The sequence below is a fragment of the uncultured Shimia sp. genome, assembly GCF_947493595.1.
Classification (GTDB): Bacteria; Pseudomonadota; Alphaproteobacteria; order Rhodobacterales; family Rhodobacteraceae; genus Shimia.
In genome coordinates, this window is record NZ_CANLRL010000002.1 from 372,310 (window position 1) to 393,100 (window position 20,791).

At 56.1% G+C, this 20,791-nt stretch carries 21 protein-coding genes; 13 read left to right on the plus strand and 8 right to left on the minus strand.

Annotated elements, in window-relative coordinates; genetic code table 11:
* Nucleotides 1-17: 17 nt before the first annotated feature.
* Together Q0955_RS07340 and Q0955_RS07345 are read left to right on the plus strand one after the other, a co-directional pair.
* On the plus strand, nt 18-929 hold the full coding sequence (locus Q0955_RS07340; protein WP_299421943.1) for a D-amino acid aminotransferase: 912 nt from the start codon (nt 18-20) through the stop codon (nt 927-929).
* Between the two features lie 65 nt (nt 930-994).
* Nucleotides 995-1,708 carry an HAD family hydrolase gene (locus tag Q0955_RS07345; protein WP_299421946.1) on the plus strand — a complete coding sequence of 238 codons (714 nt, stop codon included), beginning with the start codon at nt 995-997 and terminating at the stop codon, nt 1,706-1,708.
* Nucleotides 1,709-1,775: 67 nt separating this feature from the next.
* Here Q0955_RS07345 and Q0955_RS07350 read toward each other — a convergent pair whose 3' ends face one another.
* The 4 genes from Q0955_RS07350 to Q0955_RS07365 all read right to left on the minus strand — a co-directional run bounded on the left by Q0955_RS07350 (nt 1,776) and on the right by Q0955_RS07365 (nt 6,582).
* On the minus strand, nt 1,776-2,057 hold the full coding sequence (locus Q0955_RS07350) for an SCP2 sterol-binding domain-containing protein (protein WP_294118062.1): 282 nt from the start codon (nt 2,055-2,057) through the stop codon (nt 1,776-1,778).
* A 63-nt stretch (nt 2,058-2,120) separates the two neighbouring features.
* The gene (locus Q0955_RS07355) at nt 2,121-3,518 is read right to left on the minus strand and encodes an efflux transporter outer membrane subunit (RefSeq protein ID WP_299421951.1); all 1,398 of its coding nucleotides are present in this window, start codon (nt 3,516-3,518) and stop codon (nt 2,121-2,123) included.
* 30 nt (nt 3,519-3,548) lie between these two features.
* Nucleotides 3,549-5,198, minus strand: coding sequence for a mechanosensitive ion channel domain-containing protein (locus tag Q0955_RS07360; protein ID WP_299421957.1), 1,650 nt, complete (start codon nt 5,196-5,198; stop codon nt 3,549-3,551).
* 157 nt (nt 5,199-5,355) lie between these two features.
* Complete coding sequence (locus tag Q0955_RS07365) at nt 5,356-6,582, minus strand: argininosuccinate synthase (RefSeq protein WP_299421967.1); 1,227 nt, start codon at nt 6,580-6,582, stop codon at nt 5,356-5,358.
* 151 nt (nt 6,583-6,733) lie between these two features.
* On the opposite strand from Q0955_RS07365, the gene Q0955_RS07370 reads away from it, so the two are divergent.
* A complete protein-coding gene (locus Q0955_RS07370; RefSeq protein WP_299421978.1) occupies nt 6,734-7,501 on the plus strand; it encodes a hypothetical protein in 768 nt (255 codons plus the stop codon).
* A 50-nt stretch (nt 7,502-7,551) separates the two neighbouring features.
* On the plus strand, nt 7,552-8,790 hold the full coding sequence (gene ilvA / locus Q0955_RS07375) for a threonine ammonia-lyase IlvA (RefSeq protein ID WP_299421988.1): 1,239 nt from the start codon (nt 7,552-7,554) through the stop codon (nt 8,788-8,790).
* A gap of 188 nt (nt 8,791-8,978) precedes the next feature.
* Here the strand turns inward: ilvA and Q0955_RS07380 are convergent, their stop codons facing one another.
* Nucleotides 8,979-9,302: an Hpt domain-containing protein gene (locus Q0955_RS07380; protein WP_299421997.1), complete on the minus strand. Its 324-nt coding sequence runs from the start codon at nt 9,300-9,302 to the stop codon at nt 8,979-8,981.
* Nucleotides 9,303-9,515: 213 nt separating this feature from the next.
* On the opposite strand from Q0955_RS07380, the gene Q0955_RS07385 reads away from it, so the two are divergent.
* Nucleotides 9,516-10,739 (plus strand): SpoIIE family protein phosphatase, encoded by a 1,224-nt coding sequence (locus Q0955_RS07385; protein WP_299423213.1) that lies wholly within the window; start codon nt 9,516-9,518, stop codon nt 10,737-10,739.
* A gap of 6 nt (nt 10,740-10,745) precedes the next feature.
* On the opposite strand, the gene Q0955_RS07390 is transcribed toward Q0955_RS07385, so the two are convergent.
* Entirely contained in the window at nt 10,746-11,183 is a 438-nt protein-coding gene (locus Q0955_RS07390) for an NUDIX hydrolase (RefSeq protein ID WP_299422009.1), read from the minus strand.
* Nucleotides 11,184-11,261: 78 nt separating this feature from the next.
* Here Q0955_RS07390 and Q0955_RS07395 point away from each other — a divergent pair, with 78 nt between their 5' ends.
* From Q0955_RS07395 to Q0955_RS07420, 6 genes are all read left to right on the plus strand, one after another.
* The gene (locus tag Q0955_RS07395; protein WP_299422037.1) at nt 11,262-12,266 is read left to right on the plus strand and encodes an Hsp33 family molecular chaperone HslO; all 1,005 of its coding nucleotides are present in this window, start codon (nt 11,262-11,264) and stop codon (nt 12,264-12,266) included.
* Nucleotides 12,250-12,858 carry a CoA pyrophosphatase gene (locus Q0955_RS07400; protein ID WP_299422048.1) on the plus strand — a complete coding sequence of 203 codons (609 nt, stop codon included), beginning with the start codon at nt 12,250-12,252 and terminating at the stop codon, nt 12,856-12,858. The genes Q0955_RS07395 and Q0955_RS07400 overlap by 17 nt, the downstream gene beginning before the upstream one ends.
* Nucleotides 12,855-14,012: a CCA tRNA nucleotidyltransferase gene (locus Q0955_RS07405; RefSeq protein ID WP_299422057.1), complete on the plus strand. Its 1,158-nt coding sequence runs from the start codon at nt 12,855-12,857 to the stop codon at nt 14,010-14,012. The genes Q0955_RS07400 and Q0955_RS07405 overlap by 4 nt, the downstream gene beginning before the upstream one ends.
* A gap of 326 nt (nt 14,013-14,338) precedes the next feature.
* Nucleotides 14,339-16,180 (plus strand): ABC transporter ATP-binding protein, encoded by a 1,842-nt coding sequence (locus tag Q0955_RS07410; protein ID WP_299422068.1) that lies wholly within the window; start codon nt 14,339-14,341, stop codon nt 16,178-16,180.
* Between the two features lie 38 nt (nt 16,181-16,218).
* On the plus strand, nt 16,219-17,433 hold the full coding sequence (locus Q0955_RS07415; RefSeq protein WP_299422081.1) for a class I SAM-dependent RNA methyltransferase: 1,215 nt from the start codon (nt 16,219-16,221) through the stop codon (nt 17,431-17,433).
* 89 nt (nt 17,434-17,522) lie between these two features.
* A complete protein-coding gene (locus tag Q0955_RS07420; protein WP_299422087.1) occupies nt 17,523-18,017 on the plus strand; it encodes a L,D-transpeptidase family protein in 495 nt (164 codons plus the stop codon).
* Here Q0955_RS07420 and Q0955_RS07425 read toward each other — a convergent pair.
* Nucleotides 18,008-18,655, minus strand: a complete 648-nt coding sequence (locus Q0955_RS07425) for a CAP domain-containing protein (RefSeq protein ID WP_299422096.1) — start codon at nt 18,653-18,655, stop codon at nt 18,008-18,010. The genes Q0955_RS07420 and Q0955_RS07425 overlap by 10 nt on opposite strands.
* 41 nt (nt 18,656-18,696) lie before the next feature.
* On the opposite strand from Q0955_RS07425, the gene Q0955_RS07430 reads away from it, so the two are divergent.
* On the plus strand, nt 18,697-19,293 hold the full coding sequence (locus Q0955_RS07430) for a L,D-transpeptidase (protein WP_299422108.1): 597 nt from the start codon (nt 18,697-18,699) through the stop codon (nt 19,291-19,293).
* Nucleotides 19,294-19,438: 145 nt separating this feature from the next.
* Nucleotides 19,439-19,621 (plus strand): hypothetical protein, encoded by a 183-nt coding sequence (locus Q0955_RS07435; RefSeq protein ID WP_299422119.1) that lies wholly within the window; start codon nt 19,439-19,441, stop codon nt 19,619-19,621.
* Between the two features lie 104 nt (nt 19,622-19,725).
* Here Q0955_RS07435 and hemH read toward each other — a convergent pair whose 3' ends face one another.
* Nucleotides 19,726-20,778 (minus strand): ferrochelatase, encoded by a 1,053-nt coding sequence (hemH, locus tag Q0955_RS07440; RefSeq protein WP_299422134.1) that lies wholly within the window; start codon nt 20,776-20,778, stop codon nt 19,726-19,728.
* Nucleotides 20,779-20,791: the final 13 nt, after the last annotated feature.

The following is a 20,791-nucleotide window of genomic DNA, read 5'->3' on the forward strand; positions in this document are numbered from 1 at the left end:
GCCAAAGAGAGCGCTCCATGACTGACCACGTCACCACCCACCAGGCCGCCGAAGATGCCCGCAACGAAGAGATCAAGATCTGGCTGAATGGCCGCGTTGTGCCCAAGGCCGAGGCGATGGTGTCGGTCTATGACAGCGGCTTTATGCTCGGGGACGGCGTGTGGGAAGGATTGCGCCTCTATGACGGTCACTGGGCGTTTCTGGACGAGCATATGGACCGCCTGTTTGAGGCCGCCAAAGCCATCGACTTGGACATCGGTATGGACAAAGCGGGCGTGATTGCCGCCTTGGAGGCCACCCGCGCCGCCAACGAGATGACCACCGATGCCCACGCCCGCCTGATGGTCACACGCGGTGTGAAAACCCGCCCGTTTCAGCACCCCTCGCTGAGCCAGCAGGGGCCAACGTTCACCATCATCATGGAACATTCCAAACCGTCGATCCCGCGCCCAATCCGGCTGGCGACCGTGCCGCACATTCGCGGCTTGCCGATGACGCAGGACCCAAAGCTGAACTCCCACTCCAAACTCAACTGTATTCTCGCCTGCATCGCGGCGGAGAAAGCGGGCGCAGACGAGGCGCTGATGCTCGACATCAATGGTTTTGTGAACACCACCAACGCCTGCAATTTCTTCATCGTGCGCAAAGGTGCTGTTTGGACCTCGACGGGCGATTACTGCATGAACGGCATCACCCGCCAAAAGGTGATCGATGTCTGTCGTGCCGACGGCATTCCAGTTTATGAGCGCAATTACTCGCTGGTTGACGCCTACGGCGCGGATGAGGCGTTCCTGACGGGCACCTTTGGCGCACAGACCCCGGTTAGTGAAATTGATGGTCGGCCGATTGGCAGCGGTGAGATGGGTGAGATGACCAAGCATATTCGCGGTCTCTACAAAGACCTGGTTGCGCAAGACGCTCTGCCATAAAGCCGAAATTCGCACTGTCGCGATACAGCCGCGATACCGACGCAATACCGATAGGAGTTTGCCCCGTGAAAATTGCCATGTGGAGCGGCCCCCGCAACCTCTCAACCGCGATGATGTATGCCTTTGGCAACCGCGCCGATTGTGCCGTGGTGGACGAGCCTTTTTACGCTGCTTACCTCGCCATGACCGATCTCGATCACCCTATGGGGGCGGAGATTTTGGCATCACAGGATCAGGATCCCAACAAGGTCGCGGCCAGCCTTGTGCAAGCCAATCCGGAGAGCAAGCCGCACTTCTACCAGAAGCATATGACGCAACACATGATTGCTGGCGTGCCACGGGATTGGATGCGCAACGTCACCAATGTCTTCCTGCTGCGTCACCCCGCCCGCGTGATCGCGTCTTACGCCGCCAAACGTGAAAATCCGTCGCTCACCGACATCGGCTTTCCGCAGCAGCTGGAGCTAATGCAGCTGGTCTCAAGCTGGGGCCAAACGCCAATTGTGATCGACAGCCACGACATCCGCGACAATCCGCGCGAGATGTTGGAAAAACTATGTGATGCCATTGGCTTGGGCTTTGATGGGGCCATGCTGTCCTGGCCCAAAGGTGGCCACAAAGATGACGGCGCGTGGGCGCCGCATTGGTATGGTGCTGTCTGGGACTCTACCGGATTTGCGGGCGCTGAAGGCCCGTTGCCAGAGGTGCCCGACAGTTTGCAGCCGGTCCTGCAAGCGGCGTTGCCTCTTTATGAAGAGATGAAAACGCACAAATTGTAAGGGGCAGGGGGCGTTGCCCCCGTCGCCGCGGGCGACTCCCCCAGGATATTTTTGGCCAAATGAAGCCCTAGGTCAGCAACTGGCCCAGCTTCATCGCCGTGCCCATGTCGCCGGACACCTTGAGTTTGCCCAGCATCAATGCTGTTGTGGGTTTCAGATCACCTGCCAGCAGCTTCACAAGGTTCTCCTCAGAGATCGACACGGTGCAATCGGTCTCGCGGTCTTCCTGCGTGGCCGTGTTGTCTGCCAGCACCACAACCCCGGCATCACCGCAGTCAAATTTCAATGTCCCGTCAAATGTCCGGTCTTTTAACCCCTCGGCCATTTGGGCCGCGATTTGTTCCAACATGTGATCTTCCCTAAGTAACCAGTTCACCCAAGTGGTTGCAGCCAACCCTCGGTGGCGCAAGGGTTACGTGGGGCCACTTAACGAACCGTTAAAACTCCCGCCAAGCGCGACATTCAGATCTACAAAATCAACTGCTCTGTTGCGCAAATCCAAGGCAGCCTGATTTTCAGTGTCCAAAAAGGCGCGCTCCGCATCCAAAACCTGAAGGAAAGAGGCTTGCCCGGAGGCATAAGCCTTGCGCGCCAAACGTAACACCTCTGCCGCTGCTTCTACCGCCTTTTTGGACAGCTCTACCGCCCGCGTGTTTTCACGTAATGCAAACAGCGAATTGCGGACCTCCTCCACGGCCAGCACGATTTCTTTTTCCCACGCGGCTTTGCGTTCTGCCACCAGGCCTTTGGCGGTTTCCACTTTGCCGCGCCGCACCGGCAGGTCGTACCACGGGATGTCCAGATCAATGCGCAGGAAGGCCGCCAGCGGATCAAATCCTGAGCTGCCACCGGACACATTGACGTTCCCGGTCAGCCCGAGGCTTGGGTACAGGTCGGACTCTGCCACCCCTACCAGAGCCACGGCTTCGGCCAATTTTTTCTCGGCATAGACCACATCCGGCCGATTGCGCAGCAGGTCTGCCGGCACGCCTGTTGAAACAACGCTGGTTTTTGGGCTTGGCTGTGGCGCCCGCACATCCAGATCGTCCCGTTCAGCCAATTCTGTGCTGCCGACCAAGGCAGTGACACGGTTGACCATGCGCACGAACAATATCCGCGCGTCTGGCACTGCGGAACTTGTGCGCAGAACCAGCGCGTTGGCCTGCGCCACGTCCAATTCCGTTGCGCCACCTTCTTCTGCCAGTGACTTGGTGGCTTTGAGAGTCTCTTCGCGGCTGGCCAAGACACGTTGCAAAATTCGGGCCAATTCCTGCGCATAGCGCATATCCAGATAGGCGGTCACCACCTCATCAACATACAGAAGCGTCCAAACATCCAAATCGGCATAGCTGGCTTCAAGCCGCGCAAAAGCCGCCTCTTTCTCCCTTTGCAATTTGCCAAACAGGTCCAATTTCCACTTGGCTTCAGCTCGCACAAAGCCTGTGGTTTCTGGTTCATTGCCTCCGCCCCCGCTGCGCTTCACTTCGCTGACGCGGTTGGAGCCGCCAATCGGAAAACCTGCCGAGTCCAAAATGCCCTGAGATTGCTGAATTCGGGCTGCGATGCGTTGAATGTCTTTGTTGTTTTCAAGCCCGTATCCAACGAGCTTGTTCAGCAGTGAATCATTAAATGAGGTCCACCACTTGGCGTCGTGTTTGCGCACCGCGCCAGAGGGCCCCTTTTTAAAAAACCTATTGGCAACATCGGTGTCAGGGCGGGCGTAGTCCTCACCAACAGGGGCAATCGCACAGCCTGACAGTAACCCCAGCATCATGCTGCGCCGTGTCAAACTGCCTGTGACTTTTCTCATGCTCAACCTGCGACGCCTTTTACGGGCACCTTATGCTTTTGGCGCTGCGGCCTCCGCTGCCGTCTCATGCGCCAGGGGTTCGTTCCAGTCGACTTCGGAAATCTTCAATTCCGGCGTGTCGGTTTCATAATTTGGTGTCATGATCTGCACGCCGTTTTCATTAAAGACATCGGTGATGTTCTTGTGCAAATCGCTGAGCAAAAGTGGCAACGAGGACCCACGTGTTGTGAATGCGTTGATCTGATAGTTGGTCGCAAAATCCAAAAGGCCGGTCACCAGCACAAAGGGCTCTGGTGACTTCTTCAGCCCTTTGGTGCGCCGCGCTGCTTCAATCAGCATGGCCTCAACCTTCTTGCGGGGCTCCTCATACCCAATCCCCACAGTGGTGTGCAGCAACAAGCCTTTGCCGTCGATCTTGCTGGAATAGTTGATCACCTCCGAAGACAGCAACGTGGCATTGGGGATGGAGATCAGCTCGTTTTTCACCGAGCGTAGATAGGTCTCCATCAGCCGGATCTGCATGACATCACCATAGTGGTCGCCGACCCGAATGCGATCCCCCACATTCATCGAGCGCTTGTACAGCACAAACAAACCCGCCAATACGTTGGAGATCACCGAGTTTGAGCCAAGAGAGACCATCACCCCCACCAGAATGGTCAGCCCTTGGAAGGCTGCGGAATCTGATCCTGGAATATAGGGGAAACAGATCACCGCGGCGGTCAGGACAATGGCCCCGCGGATAAGATTGTAGGTAGGCCAGACCCAATGATCCTCAAAGGTTTTGAGTTCGATCACACCCTGCTCAACGCTCTGGAAAAACAGATACACCCCTTTGATCATCCAGCGTGCAATGGCGGCGATGATCAGGATGGTGACCAGGTTGGGCAGGTAGCTCACAAAGCCCAGCATCAGCCCAATGATCGGATCGGTCACATAGCGGATCAACAGCGCCGCAATGGGCCGCGTGTTGGGAAAGGAATGCAACACAAACGACAGGTAGTAATAGAACCCGGTGAACAGTGTGATGTCGACCAACAGCCGGATCAAAAACTTGGCGATGTTGGACACCGCTTGGCTTTGCACAATATCGCCCGTGGCTTCCTGAAGCCCTCGGGTGCGGTGTTCCACGACGCCCGCGAGAAAGCGCGGCACCCGTCGGCGCAGCCAAAATAGAATGCCACAGTAAAAGGCAAACACTGCAGACCAGGCCAGGGCTGTCAACGTGCTTTGCGAGAACGCTTCATCGGTTCGGTTGGCGCGATAGGTTAAAATGGCCGCTTCAATGGCTTCGGCATGCAGAGAGGCCAACACCGGCAGTTCCATTTGTTCAAAATCGGAGTCCGCTTGTGTGGTGACGCTCACCATGACCCCATCAGCAAATATGGTCTGGCCCAATTCCCCGCGCTCAATGCCCATGACCACGGATGTCGCCTCGCTGCGCTCTGCGACTTCGATGATGCGTTTTGCCACCAAAGCAGCGCGTTCTTCGGCGGGCAAAGCGGTGGAGCCACGCACAGCAAACAGCTGCTCTCCGTCCACTTCCACAGCTTGAACAAAGACTTCGTCGTCAACTTTGGGTGTGGTGGTGTCTTCGACTTCTTCCTCTTGTGCCCAGACCAAACCGGCGCTGAGCAGCAAGACTCCAAAAATGCGCGCAAAGTTTAAGAGTGTCCCCATTCAACGCCCTCCCGGCGCAGCTCGATCCCAAGTCACAAGTCTTTTAGGAAACGCTAGCCGCCATCCTGCCTATCTCAAAGGAATTTTTCGGATCGACGGTTGGGAGACACAAAAAAAGCCCGCCTCAAGGGCGGGCTTCTGTCGGAATGGTGTTGGCTTACTTGCCTGTGCGTTTGTTGCGCATCGCAATCAGCTTCAAACGCAGCGCTTGCAGCTGAATAAAGCCTGCCGCGTCTTTCTGATCATAGGCACCCGCGTCATCCTCAAAGGTCACGTGCTCTTCAGAGTAGAGCGAGTGGTCAGACCAGCGGCCCACGGTGGTGGCGCTGCCTTTGTAGAGTTTCACCCGCACGGTGCCGGTGACATGCTCTTGGCTCTTGTCGATTGCCGCTTGCAGCATTTCACGCTCCGGCGAATACCAGAAACCGTTGTAGATTAGCTCTGCATACTTCGGCATCAGCTCATCTTTCAGGTGCATCTCGCCGCGGTCCATGGTGATGGACTCGATACCACGGTGCGCCTCAAGCAGCACGGTGCCGCCTGGGGTTTCGTAGATGCCACGGGATTTCATACCCACAAAACGGCCTTCAACGAGGTCCAGACGGCCAATGCCGTGCTTGCCGCCATATTCGTTCAGCTTGGTCAGGATGGTCGCCGGGCTCATCGCCTCGCCGTTGATGCTGACCGGGTCACCTTTTTCAAAGCCGATTTCGATAAACTCTGGCTCGTTTGGCGCGTCCTCAGGGTGCACGGTGCGCTGGTATACGTAATCCGGTGCCGCAATCGCTGGATCTTCCAGCACTTTGCCTTCTGAGGAGGTGTGTAGCAGGTTTGCGTCCACCGAGAACGGCGCCTCGCCACGTTTGTCTTTGGCAACCGGGATCTGGTGCTGCTCGGCAAATTCCAGCAGCTTTGTGCGTGAGGACAGGTCCCATTCCCGCCAAGGGGCTATCACCTTGATGTCGGGGTTCAACGCATAGGCCGCCAGTTCAAAGCGCACCTGATCGTTGCCCTTACCGGTTGCGCCGTGAGCCACAGCATCTGCACCAGTCGCTTCGGCAATCTCAACCAGACGTTTGGAGATCAGCGGACGCGCAATCGACGTGCCCAGCAGGTACAGACCTTCATAGACTGCGTTGGCGCGGAACATTGGGAAGACAAAGTCGCGCACAAACTCTTCTCGCACATCTTCGATGTAGATGTTTTCAGGCTTGATGCCCAAGAGTTCCGCCTTCGCACGCGCGGGTTCAAGCTCTTCGCCCTGACCCAGGTCCGCGGTGAAGGTCACCACCTCACAGCCATATTCGGTTTGCAGCCACTTCAGGATGATCGAGGTATCCAGGCCACCGGAATAGGCCAGCACAACTTTCTTCGGAGCCGACATTTTTCTTCCCTTCGTCCATATAACGTTCGCGCGATAGCGGTTTTTGGCCCTGTGGGCAAGGCGAGCAGATCGCCGCACTTGCTTTTATTGCCCGCGATCTGTCACATGCAGGCGAAATTGGACAAAAACACTATCTTTAAGAGGTACTCACATGCAGGGGTGGAAATTGTTTTTACATGCGGTGCGCATGGTTGTCGGAAACTGGCGGGATGCCATTCGAATTTTCTGGGCGCCTTGTGTTCTGATCGGGTTACTCCTTGTGGGGTTGACCCGAGCCATGTCCAACATTTTCGGAGAGAATTTCTCAGAAACTGGCACGATTTCCGGGACTCCGTCCGGCGGATCGATTGGTCTCAGTTTTCTGCTCATGTTGTTGGTGTTTTTTGTAATCGGCTGGGGCATCGTAGCGTGGCATCGCTTTGTTTTGGCGGAGGAGCAGCAATCTGGGCTGATCCCGCCATTTCACTTGGGCCGAATACTTGCCTATTTCGGACGACTCTTCCTGCTCGGCTTAGCTTGCGCAATCTGCGCTATTCCTCTGATGATGATTGGCACATCTGTTATGGGATCCGGTTCCATTGCCGGAACACTGGCGGTTCTGTTTGTGATTTCTGTTCTGACGTCTGTTTTGATGTATCGTTGGGTCGCCATTCTGCCGGCCGCTGCGCTTGGCAAACCATTGACGTTTGGCGAAGCCTGGAGTGCCACCAGTGGCGCCACAGGCGCAATTCTCGTTCTTATGTTGACGGTATGGGCTGTCAGTTATGGGGGGCAATACTTGGTGCAAGCCATTTATGGGATTTCACCCTTCGTCGGTACCGCAGTGGACATTGTGTTCACGGCCTTGGTGGGTTTGGTGAATGTTAGCATTCTGACCACGTTTTATGGCCACTACGTCGAAGGCCGTTCGATCGACTGATCGACGACCTTCCTCTTGCCAAAACCTTTAGCTTCGGCCACTCAGGGCACATGAGCGAATTTCGTAAATGTGCCCGCACTGCCGAAGCCGCCATGCGCAGCGTTTTCCCCGCCACGCCTCTGCAGCTGAATGCCCATCTTTCCGCCCGCTTTGGTGCCGACATCTGGCTCAAGCGCGAAGACCTCACGCCTGTGCGGTCTTACAAGCTGCGCGGGGCTTTCAATGCCATGCGCAAAGTGCGCGCGAACAATCCAGAACAGCGGATATTTGTCTGTGCCAGTGCTGGCAACCACGCCCAAGGTGTTGCCTATATGTGCAAGCATTTTGACGTTCAGGGCGTGATCTTCATGCCGGTCACCACGCCGCAGCAGAAGATCTTCAAGACGCAGGTGTTTGGCGGAGAAAATGTCGAAATCCGCCTTGTTGGAGATTATTTTGACGACACGCTGGCCGCGGCGCAGACCTATTGCGCTGAAGTTGATGCGGCCTTTTTGTCTCCGTTTGACGACGAAGATGTGATTGAGGGGCAGGCGTCGGTTGCGGTCGAAATTGAAGACCAACTTGGCCGTGTTCCGGATCACATCATTTTACCCGTGGGCGGCGGCGGCTTGTCGTCTGGTGTGCACAGCTACTTTGCCGATGCGTTGACCTATACCCTAGTAGAGCCGGAAGGCGGCATGAGCCTCGCCGCTGCTCTGGACGCCGGTGCGCCAATCACTCTGGCGCATGTCGATAGCTTTGTGGACGGCGCTGCCGTCGCGCGCATTGGCGACAAAACTTTTGCCCGTCTGGCGGAGCTAAGACCGGAAGATGTGATTGCCGCTCCCGAAGACCGCATCTGCGCCACCATGCTGGAGATGCTCAATGTCGAGGGCATTGTGCTGGAACCCGCAGGTGCCTTGGCCGTGGACGCGCTTGTCGATGTGGCGGATCAGATCAAAGGCCAAACCGTTGTTTGTGTGACCTCGGGCGGAAATTTTGACTTTGAGCGACTGCCTGAAGTCAAAGAACGCGCGCAGCGTTACTCTGGGGTCAAAAAATACTTCATCCTGCGCATACCGCAGCGTCCGGGCGCTCTGCGTGATTTTCTCGAAACACTGGGCCCGGAAGATGACATCGCGCGGTTTGAGTACCTCAAAAAATCGGCACGCAACTTCGGCTCGGTTCTCATAGGCATCGAGACACGGAAACCGGAAAATTTCGATGCCTTGTTTGAGCGCATTGAGGCTGCGGGCATGACCTATACCGACATCACCAATGACGAGACGCTGGGTCAGTTTGTGCTCTAGGTCGCCCAGGCCATTTGCTTAAGACTTATGATACCCGCGCCACAAAAGTCCAAACGCGGGCCGCATGGGTACTGGAAAAGCCTAACGGCGCATCAAAATGCACAACGATTCGCCCAGGGCACTCCTTGGGTGATTCAAAAGTCTACTTTTTGACGGCGCCGTTTCCGGCCATATCAGGGGGCCGCTTTTCAGGCGGCAGCGAGCTTTTGCGCAAACACGCCTTTGCTTTCTTCAAACGATGCCAGGATTGCGGGCACGTCTACCGTGTCACCTTTGCCTGCGGCGGCCGCCGCTTCGCCAGCTTGGCACAGTTGCGAGAAAGTTTGGAAACCAAGGTTTAACGCGCCGCCCTTAAGAAAGTGCAGGTCAGCCTCAAGGGTGGCAATGTCCGGAGTTTCACGAAGGCGCGCAATCACTTCCTCAACTTCGTCCAGAAAGAGTTCCACCACTTCACCAAAGTCTTCCGCGCCGATTTCGTCGCGCAGTTCCTCTACTCGTTCCCAGTCAATCATGGGCATTTCCTCATTATTCACCCCTAGACAGTGACAGAAAAGTGTTAACAAATCCTACACGATAAAATTTGAACTATCTCATTTTTACTTTTGACGGCATGTTAAGTAGCAAGACCATAGTTGTGTTACGAAAGAAGTCAAAATTTGTACAAAGGTCAGGGAAGCTTGTCGGCCAACACTGTAAAATCCGCTGAGACGAATGATGCGCCCGATATGGGTGTGATCAAACGCGTGTTGCTGGTTGATGACAGCCGCGTGCAGCGTCGCATTCTGAGCTTGTCGCTCAAACGGGACGGTTATGACGTGATCGAGGCGGCCTCCGGTCAGGAGGCCCTTGATATCTGCCGCGAAGAGCTGCCGGATCTGATTTTGTCAGACTGGATGATGCCAGGCATGTCCGGTCTGGAGTTTTGCCGCGCCTTCCGGGAGTTGAGTGCAGAGACCTACGGGTACTTCATTCTTTTGACCTCTAAGAGTGAAAAAACTGAGGTTGCTCAAGGGTTTGATGCCGGTGCGGATGATTTCTTGACCAAGCCTGTGAACGGCTACGAACTGCGCGCGCGGATCTCTGCGGCGGAGCGGATCCTGCGTATGGAGCGCGAGCTCACCGACAAGAACAAAGTGATCTCGGAAACGCTGGATGAACTTCAGCGCCTGTATGACTCGCTGGACAATGACTTGCTTGCCGCCAAGAAGTTGCAGCAATCGCTTGTACCCGAACGGTTCAAAGATTTTGATCGCGGCGCGGTGTCGCTGCTGCTGCAATCCTCCGGCCATGTGGGCGGCGATTTGGTTGGTCACTATAAAATCAGCGACACGCGAATCGGTTTGTATGCCATCGATGTGTCGGGGCATGGAATCAGCTCTGCGTTGATTACTGCCCGTCTTGCTGGCTACCTTTCCGCGACGTCACCGGAACATAATGTGGCGATGCAGGTGGAAAAGGACGGCACAACGTCTCACCTGCCGCCCGCCGAAGTTGTTGCGCGCCTTAATGAAATCATCTTGGACGAGATGGAAACCGAGCACTATTTCACGATGTTGCTCGCCGATGTCGATCTTGCCACAGGACACGTTATCCTTGCACAGGCTGGTCATCCACATCCTGTGATCCAGCGTGCGGATGGGTCAATTGAACAAGAAGGTCCTGGGGGGCTGCCGGTTGGTTTGATCCCAGGTGCCGAGTTCTCCCAATTCAGCATCGACCTCAAAACAGGCGACCGCCTGTTCTTGCTGTCTGATGGCGTGACTGAATGTCCGGACACGGCCAATGGCTTGCTGGGCGAGGAAGGTCTTGAGGCGTTGATGGTCGATCTGGCCGGCCACGATCTCGAAGACACATTGCAAGCCATGGTCTGGAAGCTCGATGAGTTCTCCGGTGGCAAAGGCTTCCCCGACGATGTGTCTGGCATTCTTTTGGAATACCGCGGCACCTAACCTAGGTTAGCGCAAAAATTGGGCCGTAAAATGCCGGTCTCCGGCATTGCCCAGCTGCGTGACCGCGTCTTCAATACCCATCCACACCGCCGCATGCCCGGGCTCGCTTGGCAGCCCAATCCGCAGGGTGGGTGTTGCCAGATAGATCGTACAGAGTTTCTCGGCCCAGAGGTCATACTCTGGCATAAAGGTAAACCGGCGAAACGCACCCAGCCGTCGCGGTTTGGCAATGCGATACCCGGTTTCCTCAAACACCTCCCGCATCAACGCCACCACAGGGCTTTCTCCGGGATCAATCCCGCCGCCTGGCAGTTGGAATTCCGGCGTGGGTTCAGCCTGATGGGTGAGCAGTATTTGGTCGCCCTGAAGCAAAACCGCATAGGCCCCGGGGCGCATTGTGTAGCGCACATCTTTGCGCGGCGGTGTTCCAAAACGTGGTATCATGCGTGAAACCCCTTTTTCCTGCTCTTGCTGGCCCTATATAGTCGCGGTATGGCAAGGGAAGGCCGATAAGGAAACCCCATGAAAGCTGCAAGCAACATTGCCTGGGACGACACAGTGCTGCCGTTCCAGCTGGACAACTCTGATATTCGCGGGCGCGTGGCCCGTCTTGATGGCGTGCTCTCCGGCGTGCTCAAACAACATGCCTATCCGGAAACGGTAGAAGCGTTGGTGGCTGAAATGGCCCTGCTGACCGCATTGATCGGCCAGACCATCAGTCTGCGCTGGAAGCTGTCGCTTCAGGTGCAAACCAATGGCCCTGTGCGTATGATTGCGACCGATTACTACGCGCCAACTGCCGAGGGTGAGCCCGCCCGTATTCGCGCCTATGCCAGCTTTGACGAGGAGCGCCTGACCGATGGCACCCCGTTTGAACAGCTGGGCAACGGCTACTTTGCGGTTCTGATCGATCAGGGCGACGGGATGAAGCCGTATCAAGGCATCTCCGGTCTTGTGGGCGGTTCGTTGCAAGCCTCGGCTGAGGCGTATTTTGCGCAATCCGAACAGCTGGCCACCCGCTTCTCGTTGAAGTTCGGCAAATCCGTTGAGCCCGGCGTGGGCGAGCATTGGCGTGCTGGCGGCATCATGTTGCAGCACATGCCCAAGGCGAGCCCCGAAGTCTCTGGCGAAGGCGGCAGTGGCGAAAGCGGCTACCTCTTGGCCAAAGATGTGGTCAATGAGGAAGACGCTGAAAACTGGAACCGCGCCAATATCCTGCTCGACAGCGTTGAAGAGCTGGAAATGATCGGCCCCTCCGTGCCACCAACGGACCTTTTGGTGCGTTTGTTCCACGAGGAAGCGCCACGTGTCTATGACGCACAGATGGTCAAATTTGGCTGTACCTGTTCGGAGGAGCGCGTGCGCCAGTCTTTGTCGATTTACTCGGCCAAGGACATTGCCACCATGACCAAAGACAACGGGCGCGTGACGGCCGATTGCCAGTTCTGCGGCGCGCATTACGATCTCGATCCGACCACGGTTGGGTTTGAGGCCAAGACTGCGGGTACAGATGCCAAAGGCGCCTGATCTGCTCCAACCCATCAAGGCCGCGCTGTCCCGCGACAGCGCGGCCTCTTCTGATTTTGATCTCAACCCAGATGTGGTTCTGCCCAAGGGCCGTGAGCTGCGCCCTGCCGGTGTGCTTGTGCCCATCGAGATCAGACAAGACATCCCCCACGTTATTCTGACCAAGCGCGCCAGCCATCTGAAACACCATCCGGGTCAGATTTCCTTTCCCGGTGGCAAGCAAGACGACGGCGACGCAGATGTGGTTGCCGCCGCCTTGCGGGAAGCACGCGAAGAAATTGGCCTGCCTTCGGATAATGTCGAAGTGCTGGGGACTTTGCCTACTCATGAAACCGTCACCAGCTTTCTGGTTACACCGGTTTTGGGCCACGTTAGAGACGCTTTTGACGTGATCCCCGAGCCGGGTGAGGTCGAGGAGGTCTTTTCCGTGCCACTGTCTCACGTGACGGATCCGGCCTTATTCTCGATCCAATCCCGCCGCTGGCAAGGTCAACGCCGTCACTACTTCACCGTGCCCTTTGGCCCCTATTATATCTGGGGAGCCACTGCCCGCATTCTGCGCGGTTTGGCGGAACAGGTGTCAGGCGCATGAAGGTCTCCGGTGATTGGCTGACGGCCGCCCCGACTCAAGCGGTTTGCGCTATGTTAGAGACACATGGACATCAGGCTCTGCTGGTAGGTGGCTGCGTGCGCAACGCGCTTTTGGGCGCGCCGGTGAATGACATCGATATCTCCACTGACGCCCGTCCGGAACGGGTAATGGAACTCGCCAAAAATGCGGGTCTCAACGCCATTCCCACTGGCATAGAGCACGGCACCGTCACCGTGGTGGCGGATGGCATTCCGCACGAGATCACCACCTTCCGCCATGATGTGGAAACCGATGGCCGCCGCGCGGTTGTTGCCTTCTCTGACGATGTCGAAGATGACGCCCGCCGCCGTGACTTCACCATGAACGCGCTTTACGCCCGATCTGACGGCACCGTGGTTGACCCACTGGGGGGGCTCAAAGACCTCAAAGCCCGCCGCCTGCGTTTTATCGACAACGCCGAAGACCGCATCCGCGAAGACTACCTGCGCATCCTGCGATACTTCCGGTTTCACGCATATTACGGTGATCCAGCCGAAGGCATGGACCCCGAAGCGCTTGCCGCCATCGCGGCCAACATTGACGGGCTGGCTTCTCTGTCGCGCGAACGCGTCGGCAGTGAGACCGTAAAACTCATGGGCGCCCCCGATCCGGCCTCTGCCGTGGCGGCCATGCGCCAGACCGGCGCACTCACCGCTATCCTCCCGGGCACGGATGATCGCGCCCTGGCGCCTCTCGTACATCTGGAAGAATTGCACACGGTGGCCATTGATCCAATCCGCCGTCTGACGGTGTTGGGTGGCGGCAATGTTGCCGAGGCTTTGCGGTTGTCCAAAAAAGCCGCTCGCCATCGCGACGTGCTGCGCAACGGCCTTGAGTCCTCTGACACCGCCGGTGCGCTGGGCTATCGTTTTGGCGAAGAGGCCGCCACCTCGATCCTGCTCCTTCGGGCTGCAATGTTTGAATCGCTGTTGATGCCAGACACACTTGTCACCGCAAGAGCAGGTGCTGAGGCCTCCTTCCCAATCCGTCCTGCGGACCTCATTGACCGGTTTCAGGGCGCGGCGCTGGGCAAGGCGCTCAAAGAGCTCGAATCACGTTGGATCGCCTCTAACTTCGCGCTGACCAAGGCTGAACTATTGGACACGCTTTCCTGACACCGTCGGGCTGATCTGATCGGCGTGTTGCGTCGCCAAACCGCGCAACAGCTTGCGCGCGTTGTGTTTACCCAATCGGCGCTCCACAAAACCCCACCTCCGCAAAACAGTCAAAATACCGACGCGATACCGACGTGCCAAAGGTCGGGTAAATCTTAGGTTGACGCAAACGCAACACTGCGCCAGCATGCCGACAGCTCAAACATGAGAAGGAGTGCAAGATGTATCGCGGGATCTGGTTTTCATAAGCCAATCTGACCGCTGTGGCGGCCAGAGATGGCGAGTCACTTCATTTTGCACAATCCACTGTTTTTCAGGACATTCTCATGTTCAAGTTCTTCGAGACCCTTGTTGACCCTTATTGCGACTACGACGAAGTAGATGCGCCCCCCACAAAGCTGTGGCCCTTTATGCGCGACTACGCCCGGCCATTCCGCAAAGTCTTTGTTTTTGCTACGATAATGTCGGTCATCGTGGCCGCTGTGGAGATCGGTCTGATCGCCTACATGGGCCGCATTGTGGACCTGTTGAGCGGCGACCCTGCGCAAGTCTGGGCGGATCACGGCACTGAGTTCATTCTGGTCATCCTGTTCGTCCTCTTCCTACGCCCTGCATTGCAGGCGTTTGACGTGCTTCTGCTCAACAACACACTGCTGCCAAACTTCGGCACTTTGATCCGCTGGCGCGCGCATAAACATGTTTTGCGTCAATCGGTTGGCTGGTTTGAGAATGACTTCGCCGGCCGCATTGCCAACCGGATTATGCAGACCCCGCCTGCAGCGGGTGAGGCGGTGTTTCAGGTGTTTGACGCCATCACCTTCTCCATCGCCTATGTGGTGGGTGCGGCCATCCTTTTGGCCGATGCCGACCCGCGTTTGGTGCTGCCGATGCTGGGCTGGCTTGTGTTCTATGGTTTCTTGGTAAAATGGACTGTGAAACGGGTTGGTCCAGCCTCGCAAAAAGCCTCTGATGCACGTTCCAAAGTTACCGGTCGTGTGGTGGATGCCTATACAAACATCCACTCCGTGAAGCTTTTTGCGCACAACAAGCGCGAGCTGGAGTATGCCAAGGAAGCCATTGAATATTCACGTGAAACCTTTCAGGCGGAAATGCGTATTTTCACGTTGATGGATGTGATGCTCGTGTTGCTCAATGGCGTGTTGATCGTGAGCGTTGTGGGCTGGGCCATCTGGCTTTGGATGCAAGGATTGGCCAGCGTGGGTGTCGTGGCTGCGGCCACCGCCTTGAGCCTGCGCTTGAACGCCATGACCGGCTGGATCATGTGGGCGCTGACCTCCTTCTTCCGTCAATTGGGAGTTGTTGCCGAAGGTATGGAAACCATCGCGCAACCGATTGATTTGGTTGATTCCAAAGACGCCAAACCGCTGGAGTTTACCTCAGGCAAGATCGAGCTTGATGGCTTGTCACACCACTATGGGCGCGACAGCGGCGGGTTGGACAACATCAGCCTCACCATCGCGCCGGGTGAAAAGGTCGGGCTGATTGGCCGGTCTGGGGCAGGTAAGTCCACGTTGGTGAAGCTTCTTTTGAGGTTCTACGACACTGAGCAGGGGCGCATTCTGATTGACGGTCAGGACATTTCGACGGTCACTCAAGACAGCCTGCGCGACAAAATTGGCATGGTGCAACAGGACAGTTCGCTGCTGCACAGATCTGTTCGTGACAATTTGCTATACGGGTATCCGAATGCCTCAGAAGCGCAGATGATCGCGGCGGCAAAGAAAGCAGAAGCACATGACTTCATTCTGGACCTCGAAGACCCAGAAGGACGTACAGGATATGATGCGCATGTGGGGGAGCGCGGTGTAAAACTCTCCGGTGGACAGCGGCAGCGTATCACTCTTGCGCGCGTGATCCTGAAAGACGCACCGATTCTGCTGCTTGATGAGGCGACCAGCGCTTTGGACAGCGAAGTTGAAGCCGCCATTCAGCGTACGCTTTATGGCATGATGGCGGGGAAATCCGTGATTGCGATTGCGCACCGCTTGTCCACGATTGCCGAAATGGACCGCATACTGGTTCTGGATCAGGGGCGTATTGTGGAGCAGGGCAGTCACGGAGAGCTCTTGGCGCAGAACGGCCTCTATGCCGGTTTCTGGGCGCGTCAGTCCGGCGGTTTTTTGAATGCGGATGACGCGGCCGAGTAAAATTTGACCTTGTGCCCGTCCCCCACTAAGGGACGGGCATGAGCCAGATAGATATCCAGCGTTTGGGCCTGCACGGTGATGGAATTGCCGACGGACCGATTTATGCCCCTTTGACCCTGCCCGGTGAAACTGTGGAAGGTGAAATTGACGGAACGCGCCTGACAAATATGCGGGTTGTGACACCGTCTGAGCACCGCGTGAAAGCCCCGTGTCGCCACTTTAAGTCCTGTGGAGGCTGCCAGTTGCAGCACGCGTCTGATGCGTTCTTGGCAGACTGGAAGGTCGAAGTTGTGCGGCAAGCGCTAGCCGCGCAGGGTTTGGAAACTGACTTGCGCCAGATCTTGACCTCACCGCCGAAATCCCGCCGCCGGGCGGTGTTCTCGGCGCGGCGCACCAAAAAGGCGGCTTTGGTGGGGTTTCATGCCCGGGCCTCTGATGTGATTGTTGAGATCCCGGATTGCCAGCTGTTGCACCCAGACTTGCTGCCCGCCCGCGAGGTCATCTTGCAGCTCTGTCAAATAGCCTCCTCTCGCAAAGGCGAAATCAGCGCGACGGTCACGCTGTCGGACGCTGGCTTGGACATGGCGGTTGTTGGTGGCAAGCCTTTGGATGGACCGCTGTTGGCCCGTCTGGCCCAAGAAGTGGAGCGTTTCAAGCTGGCGCGTCTGACGTGGGATGGCGAAGTGGTGGCGACACGGGCGGTGCCAGCGCAGAGCTTTGGCGCTGCGTCTGTGGTACCCCCGCCTGGTGCCTTTCTGCAAGCAACCCAACAGGGCGAAGCAGCCCTTTTGCACGCGGTCAAAGAAGCCATCACGCAGGGAGATTCTGGTATCGACCTATTTGCAGGCTGCGGGACATTTACGCTACCTCTGGCCTCCCAATACCGGATGCACGGTGTCGAAGGCGAGGAGGCCATGATCCAGGCTCTGGATATAGGGTGGCGCAAGTCTATGGGTCTTAAACAAGTGTCTTCGGAAACACGGGATCTGTTCAGAAATCCAATTGTGACAGAAGATCTTTGCTATGACTTTGCGGTGATCGACCCGCCACGTGCCGGGGCCGAAGCGCAAGTCTTGGAATTGGCTAAGTCCGCTTTGCAAGAGATCGCTTATGTGTCTTGTAATCCGGTGACATTTGCCAGGGATGCTGTGGTTTTGGTCCAGGCCGGATACCACCTTGATTGGGTGCAAACCGTCGACCAATTCCGTTGGTCGTCGCATGTAGAACTTGCTTCAAGGTTTGTTCGGAAATAGCTGCTATCACGCAGCCGTGAGAGGCCAAATTGGCCGCAATCTGTTATGAGCCTTTCAAAAGAGGCAGTGGTACAAAAAGGACCAAAATAATGCGTTTGTTCTCCGCTTTGGTGTTTGCGGTTTTGGCGTTTGGCTTGGCGAGCTGTTCCAGCAAGTTTATGTCGTACAATGGTCCGGAAGTGACGCGCGTTGCTGTCTTTAAGGAGCAGCGTAAAATATATCTCATGCACCATAATAAGGTGCTGAAATCTTACGACATGCACCTTGGTTTTCAGCCAGTTGGGCATAAACAAGTCGAAGGTGACGGAAAGACCCCGGAAGGCGACTACTTCATTGATCGCCGCAATCCCAACAGTCAGTTTTATCTTTCAATAGGCGTGTCTTATCCAAATAATGCCGATCGCGCGCACGCCGCTTCGTTGGGAAAATCCCCTGGTGGCGACATTTTTATTCATGGCCGCCCTAAGAAATATCGCGATGGCAAAGATGATTGGACCGCAGGCTGTATCGCGGTTACTGATCGGGAAATGCGTGAAATCTATGCCATGGTCAACAATGGCACAGTTATCTCGATTTATCCCTGAAAATCAGCCAGCTGTATCGGGTTTGCTTCGCGCGAGCCCATCACCAGCGTCCACCAAATCTTGCCGCTGTCTTCCTGGAACCAGGCAAAGCCCATGTCTTGGGCCTTGGGGTCTAGGATAACGGCCCGCGTGTCATCTTGTTGCATCCAGGCCGCAAGAGTTTCGACCTCTGATTCGTATGTTTCACTGATAGTTTCGCCTGCCAATGTGCCGGAATATCCAACCCGTGCGACGCGATCCAGCGGGGACGATCCGTCAGAGCCGAAGTGCCAAGGACGGTTTTGCAGCGACATGTCGCGCGAGTGTGTTGCTGCTGCCGCATTGAGCTGGGCATTTAGTTCCACTGCCGGGGCGCCGGATGCTGCACGCAGCGCGTTGATGGAGTCCAGTACCTGAAACTGTACTTTTGACGTGCTGCTGCCGGAAATCTTGTATTGCTTCGTGCTGGACCCGCCGGCACCGCAGCTTACCAAACCAAGAGCTGCTACCAGCAAAAGAGCAATTGCGCGCATTGTGTTCCCGTCCCAAAAAAGTGATTGGAAGAGTCCTACCCGTCCGAAGTTGCCATGAAAACCCACATCGGCGTGACATTGCTCTTTTCGTGCCGGATTGATTTGCGACTGCGGCATTCCGGCCATATGATTGCCCGATCCACGTTACGAGTGTTCTGGAGGAACAAATGTCTGTTGATCGGTCTGCAAAAATTGGGCGCCGCGCTTTTTTGGCGAGTGGCGCCGCATTTCTGAGTGCGCCGGCAATCGCACAAACTGAAACGGGTACAACCGAGGTTGAACGGGACCTGGACGAGATTGTGGTGCGCAACATTTCGAGCTTCCGTTCTCTGGATTGGGCACCATACTTTGACAACCTGAAGAACGGCGCGGTGCTCGTGGACGTTACATCACGTGCGTTGCATTACTGGTCCGAAGACGAGTCCGTCTACAAGCTGTACCCGACGTCGGTGCCGCTGACGGAGGATCTTACACGCCGCGGTCGCACCAAGGTCGTTCGCAAGGTCGACGGGCCAAGCTGGCGCCCAACGCCGTCTATGAAGAAGCGCAATCCGGAATGGCCTGACTATGTTGGCCCTGGCCCTGATAACCCCTTGGGAACCCACGCGCTTTATCTGAGTTGGACCTACTATCGGATTCACGGAACACACGACACGCGCAAAATTGGACGTCGGTCCTCCAATGGGTGCATCGGTCTGTACAATGAACACATCTCCGAATTGTTTTCGTTGACAAAAGTCGGCACACAAGTGTTGCTAATTTGACGACATTTCGACCTTGGTAGGGGGCTATCGGCAATCTTGGGTTTGCAAAACCGACATTTTGCTGTTTAGACATTTCACGAGGTAAGTCTTGGGTGCTTGTCATCGCCCTCATTGTTATGGTGGCAAGCGAATTCTGGAGGATACTATGAAGAAACTCGTTCTCGCTGCTGCTCTGACTGCTGCTGCTTCCACCGCATTCGCGGGCTCCATGGCCGATCCGGTTGTTGAACCTGTTGTGATCGAAGAAGCTGCTGGTAGCTCTGGCAATGACGTTTGGGTTCCGCTTCTGCTGCTGGTCATCGTGGCCGCGGCTGCAGCGTCTGCCTAAGTCGCAACAAAGCGATCTGACATGCGAAAAGGCGGGGTTTTGCCCCGCCTTTTTGTTATTCTGGGTTCCTTCTGAACTGTGGCGAAGGCGGGAATTCGGTTGGGTTAAGTCACCCAACCGCCTAGGTTCTCATCAATAATCTGGCACAGTGCAGTGATATGTGACGCGTCAGAGTTCAAGCAAGGAATGTAGAGAAAATCTTTGCCGCCAGCTTCTTCGAAGCTTTCCTTGATTTCCTCGTTGATCTCTTCCAGCGTTTCAATGCAATCCGCCGAAAAGGCAGGCGCAACAACTGCAATGTTGGTTTTGCCTTCTTCTTTGGCAAGGCGGGCAACTTCTTCAACCGTATAGGGGCGCAGCCAGTCTTCCGGGCCAAATTGCGACTGGAACGTAGTGCACAGATCAGTGTCTTCCCAACCCAGTCGCTCTTTCAATAGGCGCGTGGTTTTCTGACATTGGCAGTGATAGGGATCGCCTTCTTGCAGGTATCTCTTTGGCATCCCGTGGTAAGACACCACCAGCAGATCAGGGCGCTTCTCAGCAGAGTCATAAGCCTCTTCTACAGATTTCGCCAAGGCGTCGATATAGCTTGGATGATCGAAGTACGCTGGCACTGTGCGCGCCGCCGGTTGCCATTTTTCTTCCATTAGTGCGCGGAAGAATTGGTCGTTGGCGGTTGCAGATGTGGCCCCAGCATATTGCGGATAGAGTGGGAAAAACAGGATCCGCTCGCAGCCTGCTGCCACCATGTTCCTTACTTTCGAATTGGTAGACGGGTTGCCATAGCGCATACAAAAATCCACCATGACTTGGTCCCCATGTTTGGCCTCCATGGCGGCTTTGATCTTGGCTGTCTGATCCTTGGTGATCACCATCAACGGGCTTTCATCGCGTTCCTTGTCCCAAATGGACTCGTAGGCTTCGCCGCTTGAGAATGGGCGCTTCGTCAGGATGATAAGCTGCAGAAGTGGCTGCCATTTCCAGGACGGATAGTCGATCACGCGTTTGTCAGACAAAAACTCGTTCAAATACCGACGCATCGGCCAGTAGGTGTAATCATCCGGGGTGCCAAGATTGGCAAGGAGAATGCCGGTTTTGCCACGAGCCACTTTTGGATGGTCTTTGGGGGCGTGGGCCGGGCATGTAGCTTTGGTCATGTGCTGGGGTCCG